At 72.5% G+C, this 25,705-nt stretch carries 22 protein-coding genes; 5 read left to right on the forward strand and 17 right to left on the reverse strand.

Translation table 11 applies throughout. The features are described 5' to 3' along the window. Positions 1–60 precede the first annotated feature (60 nt). Entirely contained in the window at positions 61–2,085 is a 2,025-nt protein-coding gene (locus IPN03_22665; protein MBK9376442.1) for a SpoIIE family protein phosphatase, read from the forward strand. Here IPN03_22665 and IPN03_22670 read toward each other — a convergent pair. The 5 genes from IPN03_22670 to IPN03_22690 all read right to left on the reverse strand — a co-directional run bounded on the left by IPN03_22670 (position 2,036) and on the right by IPN03_22690 (position 6,650). Continuing rightward, positions 2,036–2,776 carry a response regulator gene (locus tag IPN03_22670; GenBank protein MBK9376443.1) on the reverse strand — a complete coding sequence of 247 codons (741 nt, stop codon included), beginning with the start codon at positions 2,774–2,776 and terminating at the stop codon, positions 2,036–2,038. The genes IPN03_22665 and IPN03_22670 overlap by 50 nt on opposite strands. Then, positions 2,773–3,840 carry a histidine kinase gene (locus IPN03_22675; GenBank protein MBK9376444.1) on the reverse strand — a complete coding sequence of 356 codons (1,068 nt, stop codon included), beginning with the start codon at positions 3,838–3,840 and terminating at the stop codon, positions 2,773–2,775. Before IPN03_22675 ends, IPN03_22670 begins: the two co-directional genes overlap by 4 nt. A gap of 1 nt (position 3,841) precedes the next feature. Continuing rightward, the gene (locus IPN03_22680) at positions 3,842–4,558 is read right to left on the reverse strand and encodes a hypothetical protein (protein ID MBK9376445.1); all 717 of its coding nucleotides are present in this window, start codon (positions 4,556–4,558) and stop codon (positions 3,842–3,844) included. 172 nt (positions 4,559–4,730) lie between these two features. Then, positions 4,731–6,227 carry an Hsp70 family protein gene (locus tag IPN03_22685; GenBank protein ID MBK9376446.1) on the reverse strand — a complete coding sequence of 499 codons (1,497 nt, stop codon included), beginning with the start codon at positions 6,225–6,227 and terminating at the stop codon, positions 4,731–4,733. Between the two features lie 63 nt (positions 6,228–6,290). Continuing rightward, positions 6,291–6,650: a hypothetical protein gene (locus IPN03_22690; GenBank protein ID MBK9376447.1), complete on the reverse strand. Its 360-nt coding sequence runs from the start codon at positions 6,648–6,650 to the stop codon at positions 6,291–6,293. Positions 6,651–6,696: 46 nt separating this feature from the next. On the opposite strand from IPN03_22690, the gene IPN03_22695 reads away from it, so the two are divergent. The 3 genes from IPN03_22695 to IPN03_22705 are packed head-to-tail and all read left to right on the forward strand — an operon-like array spanning position 6,697 to position 8,857. Continuing rightward, on the forward strand, positions 6,697–6,975 hold the full coding sequence (locus tag IPN03_22695; GenBank protein MBK9376448.1) for a hypothetical protein: 279 nt from the start codon (positions 6,697–6,699) through the stop codon (positions 6,973–6,975). Beyond that, positions 6,972–7,718 carry an RNA pseudouridine synthase gene (locus tag IPN03_22700; protein ID MBK9376449.1) on the forward strand — a complete coding sequence of 249 codons (747 nt, stop codon included), beginning with the start codon at positions 6,972–6,974 and terminating at the stop codon, positions 7,716–7,718. The genes IPN03_22695 and IPN03_22700 overlap by 4 nt, the downstream gene beginning before the upstream one ends. Continuing rightward, a complete protein-coding gene (locus IPN03_22705; GenBank protein ID MBK9376450.1) occupies positions 7,715–8,857 on the forward strand; it encodes a 3'-5' exonuclease in 1,143 nt (380 codons plus the stop codon). Before IPN03_22700 ends, IPN03_22705 begins: the two co-directional genes overlap by 4 nt. A 43-nt stretch (positions 8,858–8,900) precedes the next feature. Here the strand turns inward: IPN03_22705 and IPN03_22710 are convergent, their stop codons facing one another. The 12 genes from IPN03_22710 to IPN03_22765 all read right to left on the reverse strand — a co-directional run bounded on the left by IPN03_22710 (position 8,901) and on the right by IPN03_22765 (position 24,348). Next, the gene (locus IPN03_22710; protein MBK9376451.1) at positions 8,901–11,615 is read right to left on the reverse strand and encodes an MASE1 domain-containing protein; all 2,715 of its coding nucleotides are present in this window, start codon (positions 11,613–11,615) and stop codon (positions 8,901–8,903) included. Positions 11,616–11,766: 151 nt separating this feature from the next. Further along, complete coding sequence (gene ftsZ / locus IPN03_22715; GenBank protein ID MBK9376452.1) at positions 11,767–12,927, reverse strand: cell division protein FtsZ; 1,161 nt, start codon at positions 12,925–12,927, stop codon at positions 11,767–11,769. Between the two features lie 18 nt (positions 12,928–12,945). Further along, positions 12,946–14,190, reverse strand: coding sequence for a cell division protein FtsA (gene ftsA, locus IPN03_22720; protein ID MBK9376453.1), 1,245 nt, complete (start codon positions 14,188–14,190; stop codon positions 12,946–12,948). A gap of 10 nt (positions 14,191–14,200) precedes the next feature. After that, complete coding sequence (locus IPN03_22725; GenBank protein MBK9376454.1) at positions 14,201–15,013, reverse strand: FtsQ-type POTRA domain-containing protein; 813 nt, start codon at positions 15,011–15,013, stop codon at positions 14,201–14,203. After that, on the reverse strand, positions 15,010–16,344 hold the full coding sequence (locus tag IPN03_22730; GenBank protein ID MBK9376455.1) for a UDP-N-acetylmuramate--L-alanine ligase: 1,335 nt from the start codon (positions 16,342–16,344) through the stop codon (positions 15,010–15,012). The genes IPN03_22725 and IPN03_22730 overlap by 4 nt, the downstream gene beginning before the upstream one ends. Before the next feature lie 50 nt (positions 16,345–16,394). Further along, positions 16,395–17,498: a putative lipid II flippase FtsW gene (gene ftsW / locus IPN03_22735; protein ID MBK9376456.1), complete on the reverse strand. Its 1,104-nt coding sequence runs from the start codon at positions 17,496–17,498 to the stop codon at positions 16,395–16,397. Position 17,499: 1 nt separating this feature from the next. Next, positions 17,500–18,897, reverse strand: a complete 1,398-nt coding sequence (gene murD / locus IPN03_22740) for a UDP-N-acetylmuramoyl-L-alanine--D-glutamate ligase (GenBank protein ID MBK9376457.1) — start codon at positions 18,895–18,897, stop codon at positions 17,500–17,502. Then, complete coding sequence (locus IPN03_22745; GenBank protein ID MBK9376458.1) at positions 18,894–20,405, reverse strand: UDP-N-acetylmuramoyl-L-alanyl-D-glutamate--2,6-diaminopimelate ligase; 1,512 nt, start codon at positions 20,403–20,405, stop codon at positions 18,894–18,896. The genes murD and IPN03_22745 overlap by 4 nt, the downstream gene beginning before the upstream one ends. Next, positions 20,402–22,399, reverse strand: coding sequence for a transpeptidase family protein (locus IPN03_22750; GenBank protein MBK9376459.1), 1,998 nt, complete (start codon positions 22,397–22,399; stop codon positions 20,402–20,404). The genes IPN03_22745 and IPN03_22750 overlap by 4 nt, the downstream gene beginning before the upstream one ends. Before the next feature lie 104 nt (positions 22,400–22,503). Continuing rightward, positions 22,504–22,932 carry a cell division protein FtsL gene (locus IPN03_22755; protein MBK9376460.1) on the reverse strand — a complete coding sequence of 143 codons (429 nt, stop codon included), beginning with the start codon at positions 22,930–22,932 and terminating at the stop codon, positions 22,504–22,506. Positions 22,933–22,938: 6 nt separating this feature from the next. Further along, on the reverse strand, positions 22,939–23,892 hold the full coding sequence (rsmH, locus tag IPN03_22760) for a 16S rRNA (cytosine(1402)-N(4))-methyltransferase RsmH (protein ID MBK9376461.1): 954 nt from the start codon (positions 23,890–23,892) through the stop codon (positions 22,939–22,941). A 12-nt stretch (positions 23,893–23,904) separates the two neighbouring features. Continuing rightward, complete coding sequence (locus IPN03_22765; protein MBK9376462.1) at positions 23,905–24,348, reverse strand: division/cell wall cluster transcriptional repressor MraZ; 444 nt, start codon at positions 24,346–24,348, stop codon at positions 23,905–23,907. Between the two features lie 158 nt (positions 24,349–24,506). On the opposite strand from IPN03_22765, the gene IPN03_22770 reads away from it, so the two are divergent. Then, positions 24,507–25,688 carry a ribonuclease D gene (locus IPN03_22770; GenBank protein MBK9376463.1) on the forward strand — a complete coding sequence of 394 codons (1,182 nt, stop codon included), beginning with the start codon at positions 24,507–24,509 and terminating at the stop codon, positions 25,686–25,688. Positions 25,689–25,705: the final 17 nt, after the last annotated feature.

Below are 25,705 nucleotides of genomic sequence, written 5' to 3' on the forward strand. Positions count from 1 at the left end.
GAGGCGAGGTAATCTTGAGGGATCTCGTGTCGGGCGGCCCTCGGCCGCGGGAGTTGTTCGTTGACCGTCACACGAACGTTCAAGGTCTCGGGCCTCGCGCTCCTCGCCGGGATCCTCCTCGCCAACCTCGGCGGCGAAGACGGATTCGCCGAGCTCGTGAAGGTCGTCGGGGTCCTGACCATCGTCGTCGCCGCGCCGGTCTTCGCCGTCAGCGCCCTCCGCCACCTCATGCGCGGTCTCCTCTGGAGGGTCGGCAGCCGGCTCTTCGTCTCCTATCTCCTCATCGGCGTCCTGCCTCTCCTGCTCGTCGCGGGGCTCGTGTCGGCCGCGCTCTTCATCCTCTCGGGACAGTCCGGGGCCCGGCGGGCCGAGACCCGCCTCCTCGCGCGCCTCGACTCCCTGGAGGCCAAGGCGTCCGAGTTCGCGGGGCGCGAGCGGGCGCGCCGTCCCGAGGCCGCCACCGGGAGCGGCTCGTTCGACGGCTGGGCCCTCCTCCCCACGACCGGCGCCGCGGAAGGCGACGGCCCGCTCGGCACGCATCTCGGAAAGATCGCCGTCCCCGAGGAGGGGCTTCGCGCCTTCGTCCAGGACGGGGGGAAGTCGTTCCTCGTCGCGGCGCGGCGAACGAAGGCTGGCACCCTCTTCCTCTACCGCGGCGCCGACGCCGTCCTCGAGGACGAGCTCTCGGCGGAAGCGGGGTTGAACGTCCGGTTCGGGCTCGGCAGGACCGAGGCGACGGCCGATGCCGCGACCTCGCAGGCGGAGGGAACGAGGGGAGGCGTGACGATCAGCGCTTCCGGGAAGACGACGCGGGTCTCGTCGCTCAACAGGGAAGAGCGCAAGGCGCGCGCCGTGAAGGCGCCCGGCCCGGGGGACGAGGGCCTGGTCCACTGGTTCCTGCCGCTCGACCTCCCGGTCCTCGACGCGACGACCGGGGCGCCGATCAGGGACGAAGGGGCTGCCCTCCTCGTGAGGACGTCGATGACGGCGGAGTTCCGGAGCCTCTTCGGGGGCGCGGAGCTCTCGAGCTCCGGGGCCGGGGCAGGCGCCATCGCGCTCGCGGTCCTCAAGGCCCTCGGCATCTCGACCGGGGTCGTCTACTTCCTCGCCCTCCTCGTGGCCGCGCTCCTCGTCATCCGGATCGCCCGCGCCGCCCGGCGCCTCTCGAACGGCTTCGCCCAGATCGAAAAGGGGAACTTCGGCGTCCGGGAGAAGCTCCGCGGCCGCGACCAGCTCGCGGGGCTGATCGACAGCTTCAACGAGATGGCCGGGCACCTCGAGGCGAGCATGGCGGCCCGGGCCGAGGCCGAGGCGCTCGGGCGCGAGCTGGCGATCGCTCGCGACCTCCAGCGGCGCCTCCTCCCCTCGCCCGACTTCGCCTTTCCCGGCGTCGAGCTCGCCGCCGACTTCCGCCCTGCCGCCGCGATCGGTGGCGACTTCTACCATTTCCTCGGCGAGGGCGAGACGCGCCTGACGGTCGTCATCGCCGACGTGGCGGGCCACGGCCTGCCGGCCGGGATCGTCATGGCGTCCGCCCTCGCGAGCCTCGCGGCCCTCTCGCGCGGTGGCACCGACACGCCCACCCTCCTCGCCCACCTCGACGACGAGGTCCGCCGGACGACGGAGCGCCGCGCGTTCGTCACGCTCGCCCACGTGCGTTTCGACCTCGCGGGCCGGGCCGCCGAGTTCACGAACGCGGGGCACATCTATCCCTACCGCGTCGCTCCGGACGGCACCGTCTCCTCCGTCGAGAACCCGTCGAAGCCCCTCGGCGCGGGCCGGCCGGTCGAGCGGGTGACGGTGACCGTCCCGCTCGTCGACGGCGAGACCTGGGTCCTGCTCTCCGACGGCGTCGTCGAGGCGATGGCGCCCGACGGGAGCGAGGCGTTCGGCTTCGAGCGCCTGGAGAGCGCTCTCGCCCGCTGCGGGGGAAAGGGCCCGCGCGACGTCCTCGAGTCGGTCCTCGACGCCTGGAGGGCGCACACCGGGGGCGACGACCCGGAGGACGACCGGACGGTCGTCGTCGTGAAGGTCCTCAGCCCCTCGGCATCCGCTCCCTCAGCCGGGCCGCACCCGCCCGGCTGACCGGGACCCGTTCGCCGTCCGCCATCACCGCCGTCTTCCCTTCCTCGAGGGAGGCGAGCTTTCCGACGTTGACGACCCACGAGCGGTGGACGCGGACGAAGCGCGCGGCGGGAAGCCGTGTGGCGAGGTCGGAGAGCGTCTGGTGCTTCAGGTGGTTCTTTCCTCCCGAGCGGATCAGGACGTAGTCGTCCTCGGCCTTCACCCACGCGACCGTCTCGACGGCGAGGAGCGTCACGCGCGTCCCCTCGCGCACCGCGATCCGCTCGAGGGGCACACCCTCCGGCCGCGCGGCGGCGGCGAGGGTGGCCGGATCGGGTCCTTTCGCCCCGGAGCCGAGGAGGGCCCGCGCCTTCGCGAGCGCGGCGTCGAAGCGCTCCTTCGAGAACGGCTTCAGGAGATAGTCGACGGCGCTCACCTCGAACGCCTTCACGGCGTGCCGGTCGTAGGCGGTGACGAAGACGACGGCGGGGCGCGGGTCGAGCAGCTCGAGCGTCTCGAACCCGGTGAGGCGCGGCATCTGGACGTCGAGAAAGAGGAGGTCGGGGGCGAGGGCGGCGACCGCCTCGATCGCCTCGATCCCGTTCGCGCACTCCGCCACGATCTCGATACCGGGGTGCGCGGCGAGGTGCTCGCGGACGACGGCCCGGGCAAGCTCCTCGTCGTCGACGACGACGACGCGGAGCGGTTTCACCCCTCCTCCGGCGGCGCCCCCGGAACGACGAGGACGACCGAGAAGCGCTTTCCTTCCCCCCGCTCCTCGATCTCGGCGGCGCGTCCCCACGCCGCGGCGAGCCGGCGCCTCACGATGGAGAGACCGAGGCCGCTCCCGGGGGTGGCCGGCGTCTCGGGGTCGTAGGGGTTCTCGATGGCGACGCGCACCCCGTCTCCCGCCCGTTCCACGCGGAGCGTCACCGTCCCCCCTTCGATGAGGGTCGCGATGCCGTGGCGGACGGCGTTCTCGACGAGGGGCTGCAGGAGGAGCGGCGGGATGGCCGTGGCCAGGAGCGTCTCGTCGACCAGCTCCTCGACCTCGAGACGGCGACCGTAGCGGACCCTCTCGATGGCGAGGAACTGCTGCGCCAGCGCCAGCTCCTCGCGCAGAGGAATGAGCGACCTCTCGCCCGACGAGAGGCTCCGCCGGAGGAAGTCCGACAGGAGGATGCACATCTCGCGGGCGCGTGCCGGGGCGGTCGTCGTCAGGGCGCTCACCGAGTTGAGCGCGTTGAAGAGGAAGTGCGGGTTCAGCTGCGCCTTCAGGGCCTCGAGCTCGGCTTCGCGCGCCAGGACGCGGGCCTCCATCGCCCGCCTCTCGGCCGCCTGCGAAGACTCGAGGGAGAGGAGGATGTAGTGGAAAGTGACGGAGAGGAGGTAGAGGAGGACCCCGAGGACGAAGAGCGGGGGAACGGCCAGGCCGAACCGCTCGGGGAGCGTTGCGAACTCGGGAAGGGTCCCGAGCATGCTCGCCAGAGTCGAGCCGGCGAGCGTCAGCAGCGATGCGGCGATGAGCGCCCCGACGACGTGGACCCCGAGGACCGAGCCGGTCCGGGCCCGGGTCAGCGGCGCGCTGCGGCAGGCATAGAAGGAGGAGAGGCAGAGGAAGGCGTAGACGAGCGACAGCGGCGCGGCGAGCGCCGCCGCCTCGCCGATCGAAAGGCTCCCCGGGAGCGCGAGCAGGTAGGCCTGTATCGCCGCCAGGGGAACCCAGGCGAGGAGGTAGGCCAGCAGCCTCTCCCGGCGAGCCAGGATGGGATGCACGTCAGTTCTTGATGTCGAGGCCGCCGAAGACGACGAAGCCGTCGATGACGAGCCTCTTCGGCGGGACGTCTCCGTCGAGGGGAGGGTGGGCGCTCTTGTCGTCGGTGCCGCCGAAGATCGCGAAGGCCTTCACGTCGACGGCCCAGTCGCGCGGGACGCGGATGTCGCCGCCGCCGAACGCGATGAAGACGGTGATCGACGCCTGGTCGTCGGGGATCCGGCAGTTCGTCAGGTCGAGCTCGAAGCCCCCGAAGAGCGCGTTGATCTCGCCGCCGAGGAACTCGGTCGTCGTGATCGAGCGGTCCCACCCGCCGAAGATCGCCGTCTCGTCGAGCGTCGCCGCCGTCCGGCTCTCGATCGTCCGGTCGGGGAAGGTCCGCCCCCCTGCCTTCTGCACGAGGCGAATGCCGAGCGCCACGAGGACGAGCGGCATGAGCTTCCAGACCGGGAAGCGGAGGACGTCGAGGTTGTCGAGGAGCAGGAGCGTCCCGGCGAGGGCGACGACCCAGCCCCAGAAGCCGTTCCAGAAGCCGCGCCGCTGGAGCGCCTTCGTCAGCCCGATCGCCACGAGACCGACCGGCCAGAGGCGCAGGAGGAACCGCGCCGAGACGAGACCGAAGTTGTCGAGCGTGAAGAGGAGGCCCACGAGGATGACGAGGATGCCGAACACGAGCCGGACCGCGCCCGCCGCCGCCGGGAATTTCGGGTTGTTCTTCATGGCCTGCCTCCGCGCTCCCCGGGTGGGAGCCTCTGCCTGAAGTTACGCACCCGGGGTGACTGCCGCTTCCCCGATTCGGCGAATCGACGACGGGCGTCGGCGAGCGGCCGTCCTGGAGCGGGCTGTGGCCCGGGGCTCCGTCCGCTCGCCGTTCTCCAGGCGCCTGGCCACGTCAGAGGCCGGACCGGCCGAGACGGAACGTCGTCGAAAAGCCGTCGGAAGGGACGCGGATCGTCACCTCCACCGCCCCGGCGTCGGTGCAGGCATAGACCTCCTCCACTTCCGGTCCCGGCGCGGAGAGCCTCCGGACGGTGGCCCCGTCGAGCGGCATCCCCCGCAGCGACGCCTGGAAGGGGAACCTCACGTCCTGCCACGGCGTGACGTCGCCGTCGGGACGCCCCTCCACGAGGCGGCTGCACTCGACGAACCGGAAGTGCCCCAGGTCGTGCGCGGCGCGGTAGCGCCGTACGGCCGTCAGCGGCGCCTGGCCCGCCGCCGGGAGCGGGACGTCCTTGGGGAAGATCGGGTCGAAGACGACCTCCTCCCCCGCCTCCGCCTCGCGGAAGACGCCGAAGTGCCGCGTGAGCCGGTCGGCGAGGGCGAAGCCCGCGTCGCCGTCGAGGAAAAGGGCGAGGCCGACCGCGGTGGCGGCGAAGGGGTGGGGCGAGCGCTTCACCCTCTTCTCCCCGAACCTCTCGCGCAGCCGCCGGCCGACGAGCGGGAAGGCCCCCGCCCCGCCGACGACGTAGACGCCCGCCAGCTCCCCCTCTTCGACCTCGCCCGCCCGAAGGACCGGCTCGGTCGCCGCGATCGTCCGCTCGACGAGGAGCGCGCAGGCCTCCCACACGTCTTCGATCGGAAGGGCGATCGGCGGGAGGTCGAGCGGCGAGAGGTCGAGGACGAGCCTCCGGGTGTTCGGCCCCACCGCCTCTTTCTGCCGCGCGCACTCTTCCAGGAGGAGCTCGCGCGCGTCGGAGTCGGGCTCGGGCGCTCCCGTCTGCGCCAGGACGGCCGCCAGGATCGCCTCGTCGAAGTCGTCCCCGCCGAGGCGCCGGACCCCTTCGCTCGTGACGACCTCGTTCGTCTTCCCCGTCATCCGGAGGAGCGACGCGTCGAACGTGCCGCCGCCGAGGTCGTAGACCAGGACGTGCTCGCGCCGGGACGTGATCGTGGACCGGAAGCGGTGTGCGTACTCGAAGCCGGCGGCCGACGGCTCGTTCAGGAGCGCCACGGGAGTGAAGCCCGCCGACCGGAACGCTTCCAGCGTGAGGAAGCGCTGGGCGCTCGAGGAATTGGCCGGGACCGAGATCGCCGCCTCGAGCGGCTCCCCGTCCTCGACACCGGCGTTCGAGCGGGTGAGGAGGTCCTCTCTCACCTTGGAAAGGAAGCCGGTGAGGAGGTCGAGCAGAAGGATGGTGCGCCCGCCGGCCTCGATCGCCGCCCGGGGGCCGGCGTCGGCGAGGAGCCTCTTGAACGACCGCACGAGACGGACGCCCGGCTCGTGCCTCACCGTGGCCGCGTCGAAGCCGTACCGCAGCTCGCCCGACGGGAGGAGGGCGGCGAGCGACGGGTAGGGGTCTCCCCCCTCGAAGGCGACCACGGGGTAGTTCCCGCGGTCGACCATCGTCACCACCGTGTGGGTCGTCCCGAAGTCGACGCCGAGGCGCATGCTGACGTGGAGTTTACGGACTTTCGGGGAATTCGAAGACAGGCCGGGTCGCGGCCCCCGGGCTCAGCGCGTCAGCTCGAGACCCGTCGCTTCGAGAGACGGGGTGCCGTCCGGGCCCTTCGAGCGGAAGGTCCCCTCGGCCGTCGCGGCGGCGCCCGTGGCGTCGGCAGGGAGCGCCGACCCTCCCCGCATCGTCACGAGGAGCGAAGCGGCCCCCTCCATGATGCGGAAGGACCCCGCTTCGTTCAGGACCTCGCCGCGCACCCGGACGGTCTTTCCTTCGTAGGTGGCGGACTGCCGGTGCAGGTCGGCGATGGAGACGGGCGTCAGCCCCCGCAGCGGCTTTCCGTAGAGCTCCGCCCCCGGGGCCGACAGGGCCAGCCCGGCCAGGACGAACGCGGCGGCGATCAGGCGAAGCCTCACGCGTCCATTGTAGGCCCCTGCGCCCGCGGGGTAGGCTCCCCGCCGCATGGAGACCTTCGACTCCGTCCTCAAAGCTCTCGTCGGCGCCGTCGGCGTCGCCAGCGGCGCGGCCTACATCCCCCAGGCGGTGAGGATCTGGAAGAGGCGTTCGAGCGACGACGTTTCCGTCGTCACCTACCTGCTCTTCCTCCTCGGCCAGGTCATCTGGCTGACCTACGGCATCCGCTTCGGCCTCCTCGAGATCGTCCTCGGGATGTCGGCGAACCTCGCCGGAAACCTCGCCGTCATCCTCGCGGCGTTCCGCTTCCGCAGCCGCGCCGCGTGACGCTCCGGCCGCTCCCCGTCCCGCCGGGCGCCGAGGAGTACCTCGCCTTCGACAAGGAGGCGGGGCAGAACGCGCACGGCTTCGGCGGCCTCCTCGAGGAGGCCCGGCGCGCCCTGGGAGACGACCTCCAGCTCGTCCACCGCCTCGACCGGATCACGTCCGGCCTCCTGCTCCTGGCCCGGGGCGAGAAGGCCCTGCGGGTCGCCCACGACGCCTGGGCGACGCGCGTCTCCAAGACCTACGTTGCGCTCGTCCGGGGCATACCCGCCCAGCCCGAGGGGACCATCGAAGACCCCGTCCTCGAGCACCGCTCGGGGAGGCCGTGGCTCATGGCACGCGCCGTCCGGGCGGCGTACGGTCCCGACCGCGCCGCGCGCCTCCTGCGCGGCGAGGGCCTCTCCTTCATTCCGCCGCTCCCGCCCCCCGCACGCTCCGCCGTCCACCCCGCGGGCCGGCCCGCGGTCACCCGCTGGAGGCTGCTCGAGACCCGCGGCGACGACGCGCTGCTGGAGCTTTCCCCGGAGACGGGACGGATGCACCAGCTGCGCGTCCACCTCGCAGCGGTCGGACACCCGCTCCTCGGCGACCCGCTCTACGACCCGCAGGCGGCTTCGTCAGACCCGGGTACCGGGCCCACACCCTTCCTCCGCGCCGTCCGCATCGTCTGGGAGGATCCGCCTGGCGCCCCGGCCGGGACGGCCTGGGCGTTCGAGGCGCCGGCGTCTGAGATGATCCCCGCGTGACCGTATCCCTCCCCCCCGAGACCCTCGAGCTCCTCAGGAACCTCTGCGACGGCGCCCCGCTCGTCATCTTCGACCTCGAGACGACGGGCCCCGACCGCCTCACCGACCGGATCGTCGAGGTGGCGGCCCTGAAGGTCTCCCCGGACGGCAGCGTCGCGGTCTTCGAGCAGCGCGTGAACCCCGGCGTGAAGATCCCGTCCGAGGCCACGGCCGTCCACGGGATCTCCGACGCCGACGTGGCGGACGCCCCCTCCTTCGCCGCCGTCGCCCCCGGTCTCGCCGCCTTCCTCGAGGGGTGCGACCTCGCGGGGTACAACCTGCGCGGCTTCGACATCCCGCTCCTCGGCCGCGAGCTCGACCGGGTGAAGATCCCCTTCTCCTTCGACGGACGGCGTGTCGTCGACGCCCAGGTCATCTACTTCCGCAAGGAGCCGCGCGACCTCTCGGCCGCCGTCCGCACCTTCGTCGGACGCGAGCACGCCGGGGCCCACTCGGCCCTCGCCGACTCGATCGCCGCCGCCGAGGTCCTGGCGGGGCAGCTGAAACGCTACGAGGACCTTCCGCGCGGGATCGAGGCCCTCGCGGCGTTCACCGCCCCCCTGGAGGGGCGCTGGGTCGACGCCGACAAGCGCTTCGTGTGGCGGGACGGCGCCGCGGTCTTCAACTTCGGCGGCAAGCGGGGCCAGTCGCTCGCCGACGTCGCGGCGAAGAACCCCCGAGTACCTCGACTGGATGCTCGACGCCGACTTCCCGGACGAGGCCAAGAGGATCGTCCGGGAGGCCCGGGAAGGACGCTTCCCGGTCCGCAGGTGACGGACCCGCCCCCTCCGAGCGGCCGAGGGCTCGCCCGGACCCGCCACCACCTCGTGAGGCTCGCCCTCCTCACGCTCGGCTGGACCCTCCTCGTGGCGGGTCTCCTGGGCGGCCTCATCCCGTTCGTCCAGGGCTGGCCGTTCGGCGTCGCCGGGGCGGTGATCCTCTACATCGAGAGCCGCTGGTTCCAGCGGAAGGTCCGCCGCTGGCGGCAGCGCCACCCGCGCGTGGAGCGCGCCTGGCTGAAGCTGAAGGGCTGGCGGAACCGGCGCAAGAAGCCGCGCCCGGGCGCCGCTCCCGCCTCGCCGCCCGACGACGCCGCCTGACGGGGCGCCCTCCTCGCCCTCGCCGGGCGGGTACGGCACCTCCTCAGCCAGCCGAGGAATCGGCGCGCGTCTCCGCAGTCTGCTGCGGCAAAGCCTCCCGGACACGCTCGACGAGCTCCCGCAGGGAGAACGGCTTCCGGAGGAGGTCCCCGGTCGCGCCGGCGAACTCTCCGAAGCCCCGCGCGTCGTTCGGGTAGCCCGACATGAAGAGGACGCGCACTCCGGGTCGCTCCGCCAGGAGGCGCGCCGCGAGCTCGCGCCCGCCGAGGTTGGGCATCACGATGTCGGTGACGAGGAGATCGACGGTCCCTCCATGGCCCCTGCTCACGGCGAGGGCTTCCTCTCCGTCCTCGGCCGCGAGCACGCGGTAGCCCGCCCGCCCCAGCACTTCCTGCACCAGCATGCGGAGCGCGGGCTCGTCTTCGGCCAGGAGGATGGTCCCCCCGACCGGCGCGGTCGACATCTCTCCGGCCACCTCTTTCACCGCGGCGACGGGCTCCCCGACCCGCGGGAGATGGACCCACGCGACGGTTCCGCGTCCCTGGGTGCTCTCGAGGAACACGGTGCCGCCGCTCTGCTTCACGATGCCGAGGACCGTCGAGAGCCCGAGGCCCGAGCCCTGCCCCGGCCCCTTCGTCGTGAAGAACGGGTCGAACGCCCGCCCCCGCGTCTGGGCCGACATGCCGACCCCGGTGTCGCGTACCGATACGGCCGCGTAGGACCCGGGCTGCAGGTCGGCGTGCGCGCCCGCCTCCGCCGCCCCGACCTCGATGGCCGACGTCTCCACGCAGAGCTTTCCGCCCGAAGGCATCGCCTCTCGCGCGTTGACGGCGAGGTTGACGATCACCTGCTCGAGCTGGCTCCTGTCGACCCGGACCCACAGGGGGCCCGAGGTGTGCTGCGTGACGAGCAGGACATCCTCTCCGATGAGCCGCCGCAGCATCCCTCCGAGCTCGTCCACGACCTCGGTCAGGTCGAGGACCTGGGGACGGAGCACCTGCTGACGGCTGTACGCGAGGAGCTGCCGCGTGAGCCCGGCCCCTCGCCGGGCGGCGCTCTCGATCTCGCGGGCGTGGCCGGCCGCGGATTCGCCGGGCGGGGACGCGGCGCCGATCTCCTCGGCGTGGCCGAGGACCACCGTCAGGAGATTGTTGAAGTCGTGCGCGACCCCCCCGGCGAGCTTTCCCACGGCCTCCAGCTTCTGCGACTGCCGGAGCTGCTCCTCGAGCGCCTTCCGCGCCGTGACGTCGGCGATCACGCCGTCCTCGTGGACGACGGCCTCCCCGTCGCCGTGGACTCCCGTGATCGAGACGAGCCCCCAGAAGTCCGAGCCATCCCGGCGCCGGAACTGGACCTCCTCGTTCTGGACGCGACCGTGCTCGGCGAGCGCTCTTCTCACGTCGTCGCGCCGCTCGGGGTCGACGTATCGCATCCCGTCGGGGTCCGCGAGAACGGCCTCCGGCGCGTCGTACCCGAACATCCGGGCGAAGGCGGGGTTGACGTAGACCAGTCCCCCTCCGGAGGCCCTGCGGTAGAGCCCTTCACTCACGTTGCGGTTGATCGACGCGAGAAGGTCCTCGCTCCGGCGAAGGGCCTCGACGCGACGCGCCCTCTCCACGGCGATGCCGGCGAGCGCGGCCGCCCGTTCGGCGAGAGCCAGCTCGCCGCCGTCCGGCCCCCGCCGTTCGCGCGTGTAGATGGCGAAGACGCCGAGCACGTCACCGCCGGAATCCCGGATCGGCGTCGACCAGCAGAGCGTGAGGCCATGGTGCAGCGCCGGCGGCAAGACGGCATTCATCCGGCCGTCCTCGAGCGTCAGGATCGAGCAGAGCCCCTTGGTGAGCTCCTCCATCCCCGCGACGATTCCCTCGAAGACCTCCGCCACCGGACGCCCGGCGGCGACGAGCCCCAGGACCCGGGCCTCGAACGCCGTCGTCCTCTCCGCCGCCATTCGCTCGGCCACCAGGACTCCGAGGGCCAGGGGCATCGTGATGAGCAGCAGCTCGAAGACCTGGACGGCGGAGTGACGGTCGCTTCGCGCGATCGAAAGGAAGGGCCCCCATCCGTAGCCGGTCCCCAGCGCGACGACGATCGCCGCCAGCGCTCCCGCGCTCGCGGCCCCGATGGGCCCGAACCGAACCCCCGCGAAGAGCGAGATCGGAAGGACGGCGACGAGGAGCAGGACGCCCGTCACGCTGACGGGAAGCAGTCGCATCAGCAGGAGAATCCCGGCGGCCGTTCCGGCGGCCATCAGCACCGCGCGGACCGCCCTGCGTCCGCCGGGACGCTCCGCGGATGAGGCGAACCAGATCGCTGCCGGCGGGACGATGGCGAAGATGCCGAGGGCGTTCATCCGCCACCAGCCGAAATAGTAGAGGGACACGCCCGGATCAGCCGAGAGAAGAACCCGTCCGCACCAGGAGGCGGCGATGCTCGCCACGGGGGCCGCGCCCGCCGCCGCCACGAGGGCGAGGATGTCCTTCGGCCGCGACAGGCGGGCATCGAACCCGAGCCTCCCGAGGAGATACGCGCCGAGGAGCGCCTCTGCCGCGCTCCCCGCCGACGCGGTCATCGTGTACCCGATGCCGTTCCCGGCCAGAAGGCGCTGCCCCGCCACGCAGGCCGCCACCACCCACCATTCCCCGGCCCCGAGCAGCCACAGCCCGGCCACGGCCACTCCGGACGGGAACCAGATGACGGCCTGGTCGACCGAGAGCCCCGTCCCCTCCCGAACATAGGCCGAGGAGAGAAGCGCCACGGCGAAGAGGGCTCTCTTCGCCAGCAGAGACCCACGGCCCGAGAAGACCACCCGTCCCCCTTCGCCAGCGTCCGCTGTCGCACCGGAACCAACCGCGGATCTTAGCCCCGGCGGCGCTCGATCCGGACGGACAGGGCGGGACGAGACGGGCTCAGTCCATCTGCCGCCGGAGGAACGTCGGGATGTCGAACATGTCGTCCTTCGCGCTCCGGGCGTTGACGAGGTTGACGCCGTAGCCCGAGTCCTCCGGGAGGATCTCCTCGGTGAGCGGCAGCCGCACCCGCTCGCTCGGCTGCGCGGCGACGCGGCGCGCGGCGACGGGGGCGTCGAAGCCCGTGGCGATGACGCTGACCTTCACCTGGTCCTTCATCGCGGCGTCCTGGACGAGGCCGAAGATGATGTTCGCGTCGTCGTCGGCGGCCGCCTGGACGATCTGGCACGCCTCGTTGAACTCGGCCAGCGTCAGGTCCTCGCCGCCCGAGACGTTGATCAGGATCGCCCGCGCGCCCTGGATCGACTGCTCCTCCAGGAGCGGGTTCGAGATCGCCTTCTGGGCCGCCTCGACGGCGCGGTGCTCGCCCGTCGCCGTGCCGGTCCCCATCAGCGCCATCCCCATGTTCTCCATGACGGTCTTCACGTCGGCGAAGTCGACGTTCACGTAGCCGGGGACGGTGATCAGGTCGCTGATCCCCTGCACCGCCTGCCGGAGGACGTCGTCGGCGATCTTGAACGCCTCCCACGCCGTGATGTTCCGGTCGACGAAGGCGTAGAGCCGCTCGTTCGGGATCGTGATGAGCGTGTCGACGTACTCGCGCAGCTCGGCGATCCCGTCCTCGGCGAAGCGGAGCTTGCGCCGCCCCTCGAACGCGAACGGCTTGGAGACGATCGCCACGACGAGCGCCCCCGCCTCGGAGGCGATCTTGGCGACGACGGGCGCCGCGCCGGTCCCCGTCCCGCCTCCCATGCCGGCGGTGACGAAGACCATGTCGGACCCGGAGAGCGCCTCGGCGATCCGCTCGGCGTCCTCGAGCGCGGCGGTGCGGCCGATCTCGGGGTTCGAGCCGGCCCCCATCCCCTTGGAGGTCGCGAGGCCGAGCTGGATCTTCTGCGCGGCCCGGTTGACCTTCAGGACCTGCAGGTCGGTATTCGCGGCGATGAACTCCACGCCGCGTATGCCCGACTGGATCATCCGGTTCACCGCGTTTCCGCCGCCGCCGCCGACGCCGACGACCTTGATCCGCGCCGGGGAAACGACGTCTTCTCCGATGGTGATCGCCGGAATCGCGCTCGACTCGTCCTCGAACAGAATCATCTCTTCCTCCAGGTCCCTTCAGATGGCCGACGCCGGGGTGAACATCCGCCCCAGCGAGTTCTTCAGTTTCGTGAGAAGGCCGCCCGACGCCTTCGGCTGGTTCTTGGGAGAGGCCGCGCCGCCGCGACCGATGAGGAGCAGCCCCGCCGCGCAGGCCCACTCCGGCCCGTTGACGATGTCGGTGAGCCCCGAGAGGCCCCGGGGCGACCCGATCCGCACCGGGATGCCGAGGACCTGCTCGGCCTCGTCGGCCATCCCGTCGAGCGAGGCGCCCCCGCCGGTGAGGACGAGGCCGGCGCGCAGCTCGCGCGCCGGGACGTCCGCCGTCGCCTCGCGCCAGAGGACCTCGAAGAGCTCCCGGGCGCGCGCCTCGAGGATCTCCGCCATGTAGGCGCGGCTCACCGGGTGGACTCCCTGCCCGCCCGTGCGCGGTACGTCGATCGTCTCCTCGCTGCTCACGAGCCCGGTGATCGCCGCTCCGAACTTCTTCTTCAGCCTCTCGGCGTCGGGAACGGGGGTCTTCAGGAGGACGGCGAGGTCGCTCGTGAAGAGGTCGCCGCCGATCGGGATGACGGCGGTGTGGGCGAGCGCGCCCTGCCGCCAGACGGCGATCTCCGTCGTCCCGCCGCCGATGTCGGCGAGGACGACCCCGTGGTCCTTCTCGTCGGGCGTCAGGATCGCCTCGCTCGCCGCGAGCGGCTCGAGGATCATCTCGGTCACCGAGACGCCGGCACCATTCACGCACTTCAGGAGGTTCTGGGTCGTGGCGACCGGGACGGTGACGACGTGGACGTCGGCCTCGAGGCGGCTGCCGACCATCCCGAGCGGGTCGGCGACGCCGTCCTGCCCGTCGACGACGAACTGCCGCTGCAGGACGGTGAGGATCTCGTAGTCGGAGGGAATCGGGCAGGAGCGGGCGGCGTCGAGCGCGCGGCCGATGTCCTCGCGCGAGATCTCGCGGCTCCTCGCCGCGACGGCGACGACCTGCCGGCTGTTGAAAGACCTGACGACGGGGCCCGAGACGCCGACGACGGCCCGTTCGATCTGGACCCCCGCCATGATCTCGGCCTCCTCGGTGGCGCGCTTGATCGCCTCCACGGTGGCGGGGACGTCGATGATCGCCCCCTTGCGGGTCCCCTTGTGGGTGGCGACTCCCTTGCCGACGACGTCGATGCGCCCCTCGCTTCCGGTCTCCGCGATGAGGGCGCAGACCTTCGAGGAGCCGATGTCGAGGCTGACGAGGTACGGGGTGGTCTTCGGCACGGGTCCTTCCTCAGGTCTCGCTGCGGGGGGCTTCGGTCCCCGGAGCCTTCAGGACGATGCGGTTCTCGAATCGCAGGTCGACCTCCCGCGGGAGGAGGCCGAGACGCGACAGCTCGGGTGCGAGGGCGAGGAACGCGCGCCAGCGGGCGAAGGCGCGGCCGGGCGCGAGGGCGTCGTCGCCGAGGCGCAGCTTCAGGCGGGCGGGCGCGTCGACGACCGCGAAGCCCTCGGCGAGGACTTCCACCTCGGAGATGCGCGACAGGAGGTCGGGGTCCTCGGTCCGCAGGCGGTCGAGGAGGCGGGCCCCGCGGATCACGGCCTCCTCGGGCGACGGAGCGCCCGAGGGGTCGAGGACGACGAAGCGGGGCGAGCCAGCCCCTCCGGTGTACGCCGTGAGCCAGAGCCCGTCCTGGTCGACGGTCCAGAGCTCGTCCCCCCGCCGGGCGAGCGCCACGGGCGCCCGCGGCTCGATCTGCACCGAGATCGTGTCCGGGACGACGCGCCGGGCGGAGACGCGGGCGACCCACGGGCGCGACGAGAGGCTGGCGATCGCCGCGTCCAGGTCGACGGAGAGGAGCGGGCGGCCGATCCAGGGGTCCGAAACAGCCTCGACCTCGTTGCGGTGCGGCTCGGGCACGCCGGTCAGGACGACGCGCCTCACGAGGAAGCGCGGGTGCCGGTGGACGGCCGCCCAGGCCGCCGCCGCGCTCCCGCCGAGCACGACGACGAGGAGGAGGCCGAGGACGGCCCGGCGCGCCGTCTCGCGGCGGCGCGAGGGGCGCGGGGGCCGGATCGTTCCGGGACGGTAGAACGCGCCGTTCACGCCGGCCCCCCCGTCCCGAGGAACTCTTCGCCGAGGCGGTTGACGTCGCCCGCGCCCATCGTCACGAGGAGGTCGCCCTCCTTCAGGTCGTCCCGGAGGCGGGCGACGACCTCGGAGCGGACGTCCAGATCGACGACGCTGCGGTGGCCGCGCGTGCGCGCCGCGTCCGAGACGAGGCGGGCCGTGACACCGGGGATCGGCGCCTCGCGCGACGGGTAGACGGGGAGGACGTAGACGGCGTCGGCCGCCAGGAGGGCCGCGCCGAAGCCGGCCGCCTGGTCGCGCGTCCGCGTGAAGAGGTGCGGCTGGAAGAGGACGACGAGGCGCCGCTCCGGGTACGCCTGCCGCGCGGCGCCGAGCGTCGCCGAGACCTCCGTCGGGTGGTGGGCGTAGTCGTCGACGACGAGGACGCCGTCCCGCTCGCCCTTCCGCTCGAAGCGGCGGGCCACGCCCGCGAAGGTCGAGAGCGCCTTGACGCACGCCTCGAACGGCACGTCGAGCTCGCGCGCGATGGCGATCGCCGCCAGCGCGTTCTTCACGTTGTGCAGGCCCGGGAGAGAGACCTCGACGGGACCGATCACCTCGCCCTCCGCGACGGCCGTGAAGCGCGAGCCAGTCCTCTCGAGGGCCAGGTCGCGGGCCGTCACGTCGGCCTGGGGCGTCAGGCCGAACGTCCCGACGCGCACGCGGCTCGCCAGCAGCGGCCGTATCTCCTGGACGTTCGGGTCGTCGAGGCCGAGGAGCGCCGCGCCGAAGAAGGGAACGGTCGAGGCGAACTCGGTGAAGGAGGCCTTCAGGTCGGCCAGGTCGCGGTAGGTGTCGAGGTGCTCGAGGTCGATGTTGTTGACGACCGCCACGATCGGCCGGAGCCTGAGGAACGAGCGGTCGAACTCGTCGGCCTCGGCCACGAGGTACTCACCCTTGCCGAGGCAGGCGTTCGTTCCCATCGCGCGGACCCGCCCGCCGACGACGATCGTCGGGTCGAGGCCGGCCGCCTGGAGGATCGAACCCGTCATCGAGGTCGTCGTCGTCTTTCCGTGCGAGCCGGCGATGGCGATGCCGGTCTTCACCCTCATCACCTCGGCGAGCATCTCGGCCCGCTTGATGACGGGGACTCCGGCGATCCGTGCCGCGACGAGCTCGGGGTTGTCCTCGGCGACGGCGGAGGAGTAGACGACGACGTCGGCCCCGGCCACGTGCTCGGCGCGGTGCCCCGCCGCGAAGACCGGGATGCCGAGAGCCCTGAGCCTGAGGGTCTCCTCCCCCTCGCGCAGGTCCGACCCGGTGACGGTCAGGCCGACGCTCGAGAGGATCTCGGCGAGGCCGGACATCCCGACCCCCCCGATCCCGACGAAGTGGACACGGCGGACGCGGAGGAAGTTCACGGCGCGTGCTGCGAGACGTTGAGGAGGATCCCGACCGCGATGAGGTCCGCCCAGAGGGCGGAGCCGCCGTAGGAGAGGAACGGCAGCGGGATTCCCTTGGTGGGCAGGAGGGCGAGGACGACGGAGATGTTGACGAGGGCCTGCACGACGATCATCACCGCGAGGCCGACGCCGAGGAGCCGGCCGAACGCGTCGGGAGCGTTCACCGCGGCGCGCATGCCGCGGGCGAAGAGGAGCCCGAAGAGCCCCAGGACGATGACGCAGCCGATGAGGCCGAGCTCCTCGCCCACGATCGCGTAGATGAAGTCGGTGTAGGGGTAGGGGAGGAAGAAGAGCTTCTGCTTGCCGTCACCGAGGCCGAGGCCCGTGACGCCCCCGGTGCCCACGGCGATCAGCGACTGCAGCGCCTGGTAGCCGCTCCCCTGCGGGTCCGATTCGGGGTGGAGGAAGGAGAGGATCCGGGCCCGGCGGTAGGGCGCCGACCAGGCGTAGGCGACGAGGGCGGGAAGCGCGAGGAGGGCCCCGGCCGCGAACCACCCGAGCCGCAGGCCCGCGTAGAAGAGCATCGCGGCGGCGATGGCGAAGTAGGAGAGCGCCGTCCCGAAATCGGGCTGGAGGAGGACGAGCCCGCCGAGGACGGCCAGCAGGCCCGCCACCGGCAGGAGCGTCCGCTTCACGTCGTCGAGCTCGCCTTCCCGGCGCGAGAGCAGCGCCGCGAGGGCGACGACGAGACCGATCTTGGCGAACTCGGAGGGCTGGACGGTCATCACGCCGAGGCTGATCCAGCGCCGCGTGCCGTTGATCGGCGCGCTCAGGAGCGCGGCCACGAGAGCCGCCGCGAGGAGGGAGAGCCCCATCGCGACGAGACGGGGGTCGTTCAGCCTGCGGTAGTCGAGCTTCATCAGGCCGATCGTGAGCAGCCCGCCGAGGAGGACGGCGATGCCCTGCTTGAAGACGAAGTAGAGCGGCTGCGACGGGCCTCCGGCCGACGGGGAGTAGATCTGCATCGCCGAGGCGCTGTAGATCATCAGGAGGCCCATCGCGACGAGGGCGACGACCGGGGCGAAGAGGAGACGGTCGATGGCGAGCTTGCGCGCCACGTCAGCCTCCCGCCTCGGGAAGGGCGCGGACGAGGGCCTCGAAGGCCTCGCCGCGGTGCTCGTAGTTGCGGAACTGGTCGTAGGAGGCGCAGGCGGGAGAGAGGAGGACGACGTCTCCCGCCCGGCCCTCGGCGGCGGCCGTCTCGACCGCGCGCGCGATCGTCCCGCTCTCCTCGCACGGCGCCCCGTCCTCGAGGGCGCGCATCACCGCGGGCCCTGCGGCACCGACGGCGAGGACCTTGCGCGCTTTCCTGGCGACGAGCGGGAGGAGACGGCGGAAGTCGTCCCCCTTGTCTTTCCCGCCGAGGATCAGGAAGACGCTCCCGTCGGGGAACCCCTCGAGGCTTTTCAGCGTCGCGTCGATGTTCGTCCCCTTCGAGTCGTTGTAGAAGGAGACGCCGCCACGCGCCCTCACGAGGACCGTCCGGTGCGGAAGGCCCCGGAACGTGCGGAACGTCCGGACGGCCGTCTCGGGCGTGACCCCGAGGGGAATCGTCGCGGCGAGCGCGGCGAGGGCGTTCTCGGCGTTGTGCGAGCCGGGGAGCTGCAGGTCCTCGCGCCGGGCGTAGACGCGCGGGCCCTTTCCCGTGGCGTCGGCGAGGAAGACGCCGTCCTTCAGCCACGCGCCGAGCGGGAGGTCGCGCGTCCGGCTGAAGGCGAGCCTTCGGGCCCGCGTCCGGATCCGCTGCACGAGCGGGTCGTCGGCGTTGAGGACGGCGACCTGCGCCTCGCCCTGGTTCTCGAAGATCCGGGCCTTGGCGGCGCCGTAGTCGTCGACGGAGCGGTAACGGTCGAGGTGGTCGGGCGTCAGGTTCAGGTGGACCGCGACGTCGGGCGCGAACCGCCGGAGCCCCTCGAGCTGGAAGGACGACAGCTCGACGACCCAGACCCGGCTCGGAGGGGGCAGCTCGCCCGCGGGCGCGGCGCCGTCCGCCGCGAAGTGGATCCACGGCGTCCCGAAGTTCCCGCAGGCGACCGCTTCGCGGCCGGCGTCGCGCAGGAGAGCCGCCGCCAGGGCCGTCGTCGTCGACTTCCCGTTCGTCCCGGTGATACCGACGACGAGCCCCGGGACGAGGCGCGAGGCGAGCTCGACTTCCGCGATCACGGGGATGCCCGAGGCCCTCGCCACGTCGAGGGCCGGAAGCGACGTCGGAACCCCGGGCGAGACGACGCAGAGGTCGACGCCCGAAAGGAGCGACGGCGGGTGCCCTCCGAGGACGAGCTCGAGGCGTTCGTCCGCGGGAAGCGCGCCCAGCTTTTCCGCCGGCGCCGCGTCGGTCGCGACGACCGATACGCCGCGCGACAGGAGCGCCCGGACCGTGGCGAGGCCCGACTTCGCGAGACCGAAGACGGCCGCGCGGGAGACCTCGGGGAGGTCCGGTCCGAGAGAGAGGCTCATTCCTTCGCCTCTCCCCGCGCACGTTCCAGCCCGGCGAGCGCTTCGCGGGCGACGAGCCGGTCGTCGAAGGGCTCCTTCCGCCCGGCCGTGACCTGGTACGTCTCGTGTCCTTTCCCGGCCAGGACGACGACGTCGCCCGGCCTGGCCGTCTCGAGCGCCCGGACGATCGCCTCGCGCCGGTCGAGGACGACGACCGGTTCGCGGCCGGCCGCCCGGGCCCCCGCGGCGACCTCGTCGGCGATCGCCGACGGCTCTTCCGATCGGGGGTTGTCGGACGTGACGACGACGCGGTCGGCCAGCTCCGCGGCGATCCGCCCCATCTCGGGGCGCTTGCCGCGATCGCGGTCGCCGCCGCAGCCGAAGACGACGTGGAGCGCCCCGCCGCGCGCGGTGGCGAGCGCGCGGGTCGTTCTCAGGACGCCTTCGAGCGCGGCCGGCTTGTGGGCGTAGTCCACGAGGACGAGAAGACCGACGCCGTTCGGAACCCGTTCCAGCCGGCCGGGGACCACCGAGACGGCGCCGAGCCGCGCGCCGATCTGGGCGGCGGGGAGCCCGAGAGCGAGCGCCGCCGAGGCGGCCGCGAGCAGGTTCTCCGCGTTCGGGGCGCCGAGGAGGGGCGAGGCGATCTCGACGACGTCTCCCGTGGCGCGACGGACGACCCTGAGCGAGATTCCCTCGGCGGAGGGCCGCACCTCGCCGGTGACGTCCGCGCCGGTGGCGGGCGAGAGCGAGAACGCGAGCGTCCGCTCTTTCGGGAGCCGGTCGAGGAGCTTGCGGCCCCAGGCGTCGTCGGCGTTCACGACCGCCCACCCGCCGGGCTTGAGGAGCCCGAACAGCTTCGCCTTCTCCTCGAAGTAGGCCTCCATCGTCCCGTGATCGTCGAGGTGGTCGCGCGTCAGGTTCAGGAAGACCGCCACGTCGAAGGCGCAGCCGGCGAGCCTCTCGAGCCAGAGCGCGTGCGAGGAGCACTCGAGCGTCGCCGCCGTCCCGCCGCCCTCCGCGAGGGCCGCGAGCATCGGCTGGAGCTCCGTCGCCTCGGGCGTCGTCCGCGACGCGTCGAGCGTTCCGGCCGTCCCCTCTCCCCAGCGGTAGACGAGGGTCCCGAAGAGGCCGCGCTTCGGGTGCGCGGCTCCGAGGACCTCGTCGACGAGGAGCGTCGTGGTCGTCTTGCCGCTCGTCCCCGTCACCCCCGCCATCACGAGCCTCTTGCTCGGCTCCCCCGCGAGGCGCGCGGCGAGGAGTCCCGCGGCGAGCCGGGGGTTCTCGACCTCGAGGTACGGCACCTCGATTTCGTGCGGGGCGGGAGCGGGGCCGAGCGCCGCCGGGGCACCGGACAGAACGGCCTCCGCCACGAAGGTCCGCCCGTCGAGCTGCTTGCCCGGAAGGGCCGCGAAGAGGATCCCGGCCCCGGCGCGGCGCGAATCGTGCGTGATGCCGCGCACTTCCGGATTGCCCGGCGGCCCCACCTGCCGGCAGGCAAGCCCCTCGGCGAGCGAGGACAGCTTCACGGCTCGGGCGCCTCCGCCGGGAGGGCGAGCGGGAGCGGGCCGAGGGAGACGTCGGTCACCGGCGGTTCGAACGAGAGGGTGAGGCGGACTGCGCTGCCCCGCGGAAGCGGTGTCCCGGCCGGCGGCTCCTGGGCGACGACGAATCCGTGTCCCGCGAGCTTGACGGTGAAACCTCGCTGCGAAAGCTCCTGCACGGCCTCGCGCGCGGCCCGGCCGGCGAGGTCAGGGACGTACCGCTCTCCCGCGGCGAGGCGGTCGAGGTCCTCGGGCGCGACCGGCGGCCGCAGCGCCGCAGGGACGAGCCCGGGAGGAAGCGCCCCGGTGGACGGCGCAGCCCCCCGCGTGAGGTCGGCCGTCAGGATCGACGGCGTCACGCGGTCTTCCGCCGGAAGGCCCGGCTCTCCAAGGACGCGCATCGCCTCGGCCGCGATCACCGCGAAGACCGGCGCCGCGACGTCTCCCCCGTACGTCCGCCCCCGGGGCTCGTCGACGAGCACGCCGATGACGACGCGGGGGCGGTCGGCCGGAAGGAAGCCGTAGAACGACGCGACGTAGCGGTCGTGCGAGTAGCCGGCCCCCGGGATGGCCTTCTGGGCCGTCCCCGTCTTCCCCGCAACGGTGAAGCCGGGCACGGCCGCCTTGCGCCCGGTCCCTTCCTCGACGACCTTCACGAGGAGGCGGCGCATCGCCGCGGCCGTCTTCTCGGAGACCACCCGCGTCCCGGCGGGAGGCCTTCGGAGCTCGGGCGCCGCGCCGGGCCGTGTGATCTCGGCGACGAGGTAGGGCGTCGGGAGGACGCCGCCGTTCGCGAGGGCGGCGAAGGCCCGCGCGAGCTGCAGGGCGTTGACGCCGATCTCCTGGCCGAAGGAGATCGTCGGAAGCGAGAGCGCGCTCCAGGACGCCGGGTCGCGCAGCAGGCCGCCGTTCTCCCCTTCGAGATCGACGCCCGTCCTGCTCCCGAATCCGAAGGCGCGCACCGCGCGGTGGAACCCCGCCTTGCCGAGGCCGAGGCCGATGTGAGCCGCGCCGACGTTGGAGGAGTGGGCCAGGACGTCGACGAGGGGAAGGGCTCCCCAGGCGGCCCGTCCGTGCTCGCGGATCGTCTTGCGCCCGATCGTCAGCGAGCCGCCGCCGCAGTCGATGATGTCGTCGGGACCGATCGTCCCGGCTTCGATCGCGGCCGCGGCGGTGATCACCTTGAACGTGGAGCCCGGCTCGTAGGCGTCGGCGATCGGGCGGCACCGGCGCGCCTCGGCGCTCGCGTCCGACCAGGCGTTCGGGTCGAACGTGGGGACCGAGGCCATCGCGAGGATCTCCCCCGTCTGCGGATCGAGGACGACGGCGGAGGCCGCCCGGGCGTTCGTCTCCTGCCGCGCCTTCGCCAGCTCGCGCTCGGCGACGTGCTGCAGGCCCGCGTGGAGCGTCAGCCGGAGAGAGGCGCCCTCGACCTCGTCCGTCGACCTTCGGCCCGCGCCTCCCGGCGTGCCGCGCTGGACCGCGTACGACCGCTGACCCCCGTCGCGCAGGACCGTGACGCGCGCCGGCCGGCCTCTCACCTCGCCGTCCCAACGGTGCTCCAGCCCGCCGAGCCCCTGGCTGTCGGTCCCGACGTAACCGACGACGGAGGCCGCGAGCGACCCCTCGGGGTAGCGGCGCGCCGACTCCTTCAGGAGCCTCACGCCCGGCAGGGACCGCCGCCTGACGCCGAGGGCGGTCTGAGCGCTCACGCGCCGCGCGACCCAGACGAAGTCCCGCTCGCGGTCGGAGAGCTTGTGCCGCAGCTCGCCGACGGACTGCCCGACGATCGGCGCGAGGACCCGGGCGACCGCGCCGGGGTCGTCGATGTCGGACGGAATGGCGAAGACCGACTCCACTGCCGTCGTGACGGCGAGGGGCCGTCCTTCGCGGTCGACGATCGCCCCGCGCCTCGGCGCCAGCTCCACCGTCCGTACCTGCTGCCTCTTCGCCCTCTTCACGAACTCGTCGTGCCTCACGACCTGCAGCTCGCCGAGCCGGGCGAGGAGGACGAGGATCCAGAGGCCGGCGCATCCGACGAGGACGTAGGCGCGGCGGGCGGCCGACCGCCCGGGCGAGGCGTTCAGAAGCCTTCCTCCGTCCGCACCGGGGCGGGCGGGCCCTGCGTCTCGGGAACCGCGACGCTCCCGGACACGGGCCGGCGCGCCGCGACCCCGAACGCGCCGTCCTTCACGAACACGACCTGGTCCTGGCCGGGCGTCACGAGGCCGAGGCGCTCCCGAGCCACGTCCTCCACCCGGGAGAGGGCCGAGACCCGCGCCTTCTCCATCTCGAGCTGGCGCTGGCGCTCCTCGAGGGTCTCCTTCTGCTTCTGCAGGCGCTCGATCTGGTAGCCGAGCCGGAAGGTCTCGAGGTTCGTCCAGATGGCGGCGAACAGGACCGCCATCGGCGGCAGCGGGGAGAGGAGGAGGGCGAGGAGCTCCCGGGTCCGCCGTCGGTCGGGCTCGCGGACGAGGTAGACGTTATCGACGGGGCGGCGGACGGTGTACACGGCCCCTCAGCCGGACCTCGGTGGCCCCGGTACGACCCGCTCCGCCACGCGCATCCGCGCTGACCTCGCGCGCCTGTTGTCGAACACCTCTTCGGGCGACGGCCGGACCGGCTTCCTCGTGACGAGGGCGAGGACCCGGCGACGCGAGCAGACGCAGACCGGGAAGGACGGCGGGCAGCTGCAGCCGGCGGAGCGGTCGCGGAAGCTGTCCTTGACGATTCGGTCCTCGAGCGAGTGGTAGGAGAGGACGGCGAGGCGCGCGCCGAGGGAAAGGCGCGCGATCGCGTCGTCGAGGAACCGACCCAGCTCGACGAGCTCGCGGTTCGTGGCGATGCGCAGCGCCTGGAAGACGCGCGTGGCCGGGTCGCGGCCCTCTTCCCGCCGGCCGCCGATCGCCTTCGCGACGAGGGTCCGAAGCTCGCCCGTCGTGCGGATCGGCGCCGTCTCGCGGGCCTGCACGATGGCCCGGGCGACGGCCCGGGACCGGGGCTCCTCCCCGTACTCGAAGAAGATCTTCGCGAGCTCCTCGGCGGGAAGCTCGGCCACGAGGTCGGCTGCCGTCGGGCCCGATGCGCCCATTCGCATGTCGAGAGGTCCGTCCTTCATGAAAGAGAACCCCCGCTCGGCCCTGTCGAGCTGCATCGAGGAGACGCCGAGGTCGGCCAGGACGCCGTCCACTTCGTGGAGGCCCAGCCGGTCGAGGTGGAGAGCGAGCTCCTCGTGGCGCCCCTCCACCGCGACGAAACGGTCGCCGAACCGCCCGAGGCGTTCGCGCGAGAAAGCGAGGGCGTCCGGATCCCGATCGATCCCGACGAGACGGACCCCGTCGCCCGCGGCGAGGATCGCCTCCGCGTGGCCGCCGAGCCCGAGGGTCGCGTCGACGTAGACGCCCCCGCGTTCCGGCCGGAGCGCCTCGAGGACCTCTCGGAGGAGGACGGGGACGTGCACGGGCAGCTCCACGGCGCCTCGACGTCAGAGATTGCGGGCCAGATCGTCGTAGTCCTCATCGGTGATCGGCGCGGCTGCGAGGGCGGCGAAGTGCCGCGCCTTGTCGACGACCTTGAGCGAGTCGGGCTGCGCGAGGACGAGGACCTCGCTGCCGATACCCGACGTCTCGCGCAGCAGGGCGGGGATCAGGAGGCGCCCCTGTCCGTCCATCTGGACCGTCTGGCCGAACGTGTTGTAACGCTCGAGGAACTTCGTCCGTCCCCGGTGGACGAACGGAAGGGCCGCGAGCTTCTCTTCGATGGCCGCCCAGACCGGCAGCGGATAGACGAGAATCTCGATGCCGGTGACCGACGTGACGAAGAACTCTCCGCCGCCCGCAGACTCGATCGTCTCGCGGAACTTCGCAGGGACCTTGAACCGGCCCTTCTCGTCGACTGTCGACTCGGCACTGCCGCGGAGACGTTCCATCGCTCGTTCCGGGAATCAGGGGAGGGGGCGGCGACCGCGGCATCGTTTACGCCCACGATCAACCACTCTTATCCACTTTTTCCCACGCGGAGTATCTGCCTCCGTTTCTTTGCGCGTCAAGGAGAAAGGTCCGCTCGGTGCTACCCTTGCGTCGACCTGTGTCCTCCAGCAACGACAAGACTTACGCTGAACAAACGCCCGTCCTCGTCGCAGACGCCGACTCCCTCGCGCGGCTCGTCGAGGATCTCTCCGCGCACCCCGACGACGACGTCGCGCTCGACACCGAAGCCGACTCCTTCCACCACTACTTCGAGAAAGTCTGCCTGCTGCAGCTCGCGCGCTCCGGGAGGGCGTGGCTCGTCGATCCGCTCGCCGGCCTCGACCTCGGGCCGCTCCTCGGCCTCCTGTCCGCCCGACGCCTCCTGCTGCACGGGGCCGACTACGACCTGAGGCTCCTCTCGCGCGGGTACGGCTTCTCCCCGCGGGAGATCTTCGACACGATGCTCGCCGCGCAGCTCCTCGGGCAGAAGGAGATCGGCCTGGCCGCGCTCCTCTCCGGGCGCCTCGGCGTGACGCTCGACAAGACGAGCCAGCGCGCCGACTGGAGCCGCCGGCCCCTCACGCCGACGCTCCTGACCTACGCCGCGGCCGACGTCCTCCACCTCCACGCGCTCGTGGCGCTCCTCGAGGCCGACCTCTCGGCGCGGGGCCGCCTCGAATGGCACGCCGAAGAGTGCGCACGACTCCTCTCGCAGGACCTCTCGCCCGCCCCGGAGGACCCCGAGACCGACTGGCGCATCAAGGGATCGAACGCGCTCTCCGCGAAGGAGCGCGCCTTCCTCAGGGAGCTCTGGAGTGCCCGCGAGGAACGCGCCCGCGCTCTCGACCTTCCTCCGTTCCGTGTTCTCCACAACGAGACGCTGCTCTCCCTCGCGCGCAAGGCCGCAGCGGGAGAGCAGGACGTCGCGACGCTCTTCCCCCGCCCGGTGCCCGCGGGCTTCGCGGGCCGGCTTCGGGAGGCGCTCGAGACGGCCAGCGCTCTTCCGCCGACGGCCTGGCCTCCCGCGCGGCGCGGCGAGGTCGTCCGTCCGGAACCGGAGCTCGAGAAGGCCGTCTACGCCCTGAAGGGCCGCCGGGACGCCGTCGCCGCGCGACTCGGCCTCGATCCCGGCGTCCTCGCCTCGCGGGCCACGCTCGTCGACATCGCCCGCGCCGAGCTCGCCGCGCGGGCGTCCCTCGGCCCCCGCCGACCTCGTCGCCACCACGCGCCTCTCGCGCTGGAAGGCCGAGCTCCTGGCCGGGGTCAGGTCTTGATTTTCTATTATAGCTATTCGCTATAATAGATAATCAAGACCTG

The organism is Holophagales bacterium (assembly GCA_016719485.1).
Taxonomy (GTDB): Bacteria; Acidobacteriota; Thermoanaerobaculia; order UBA5066; family UBA5066; genus UBA5066.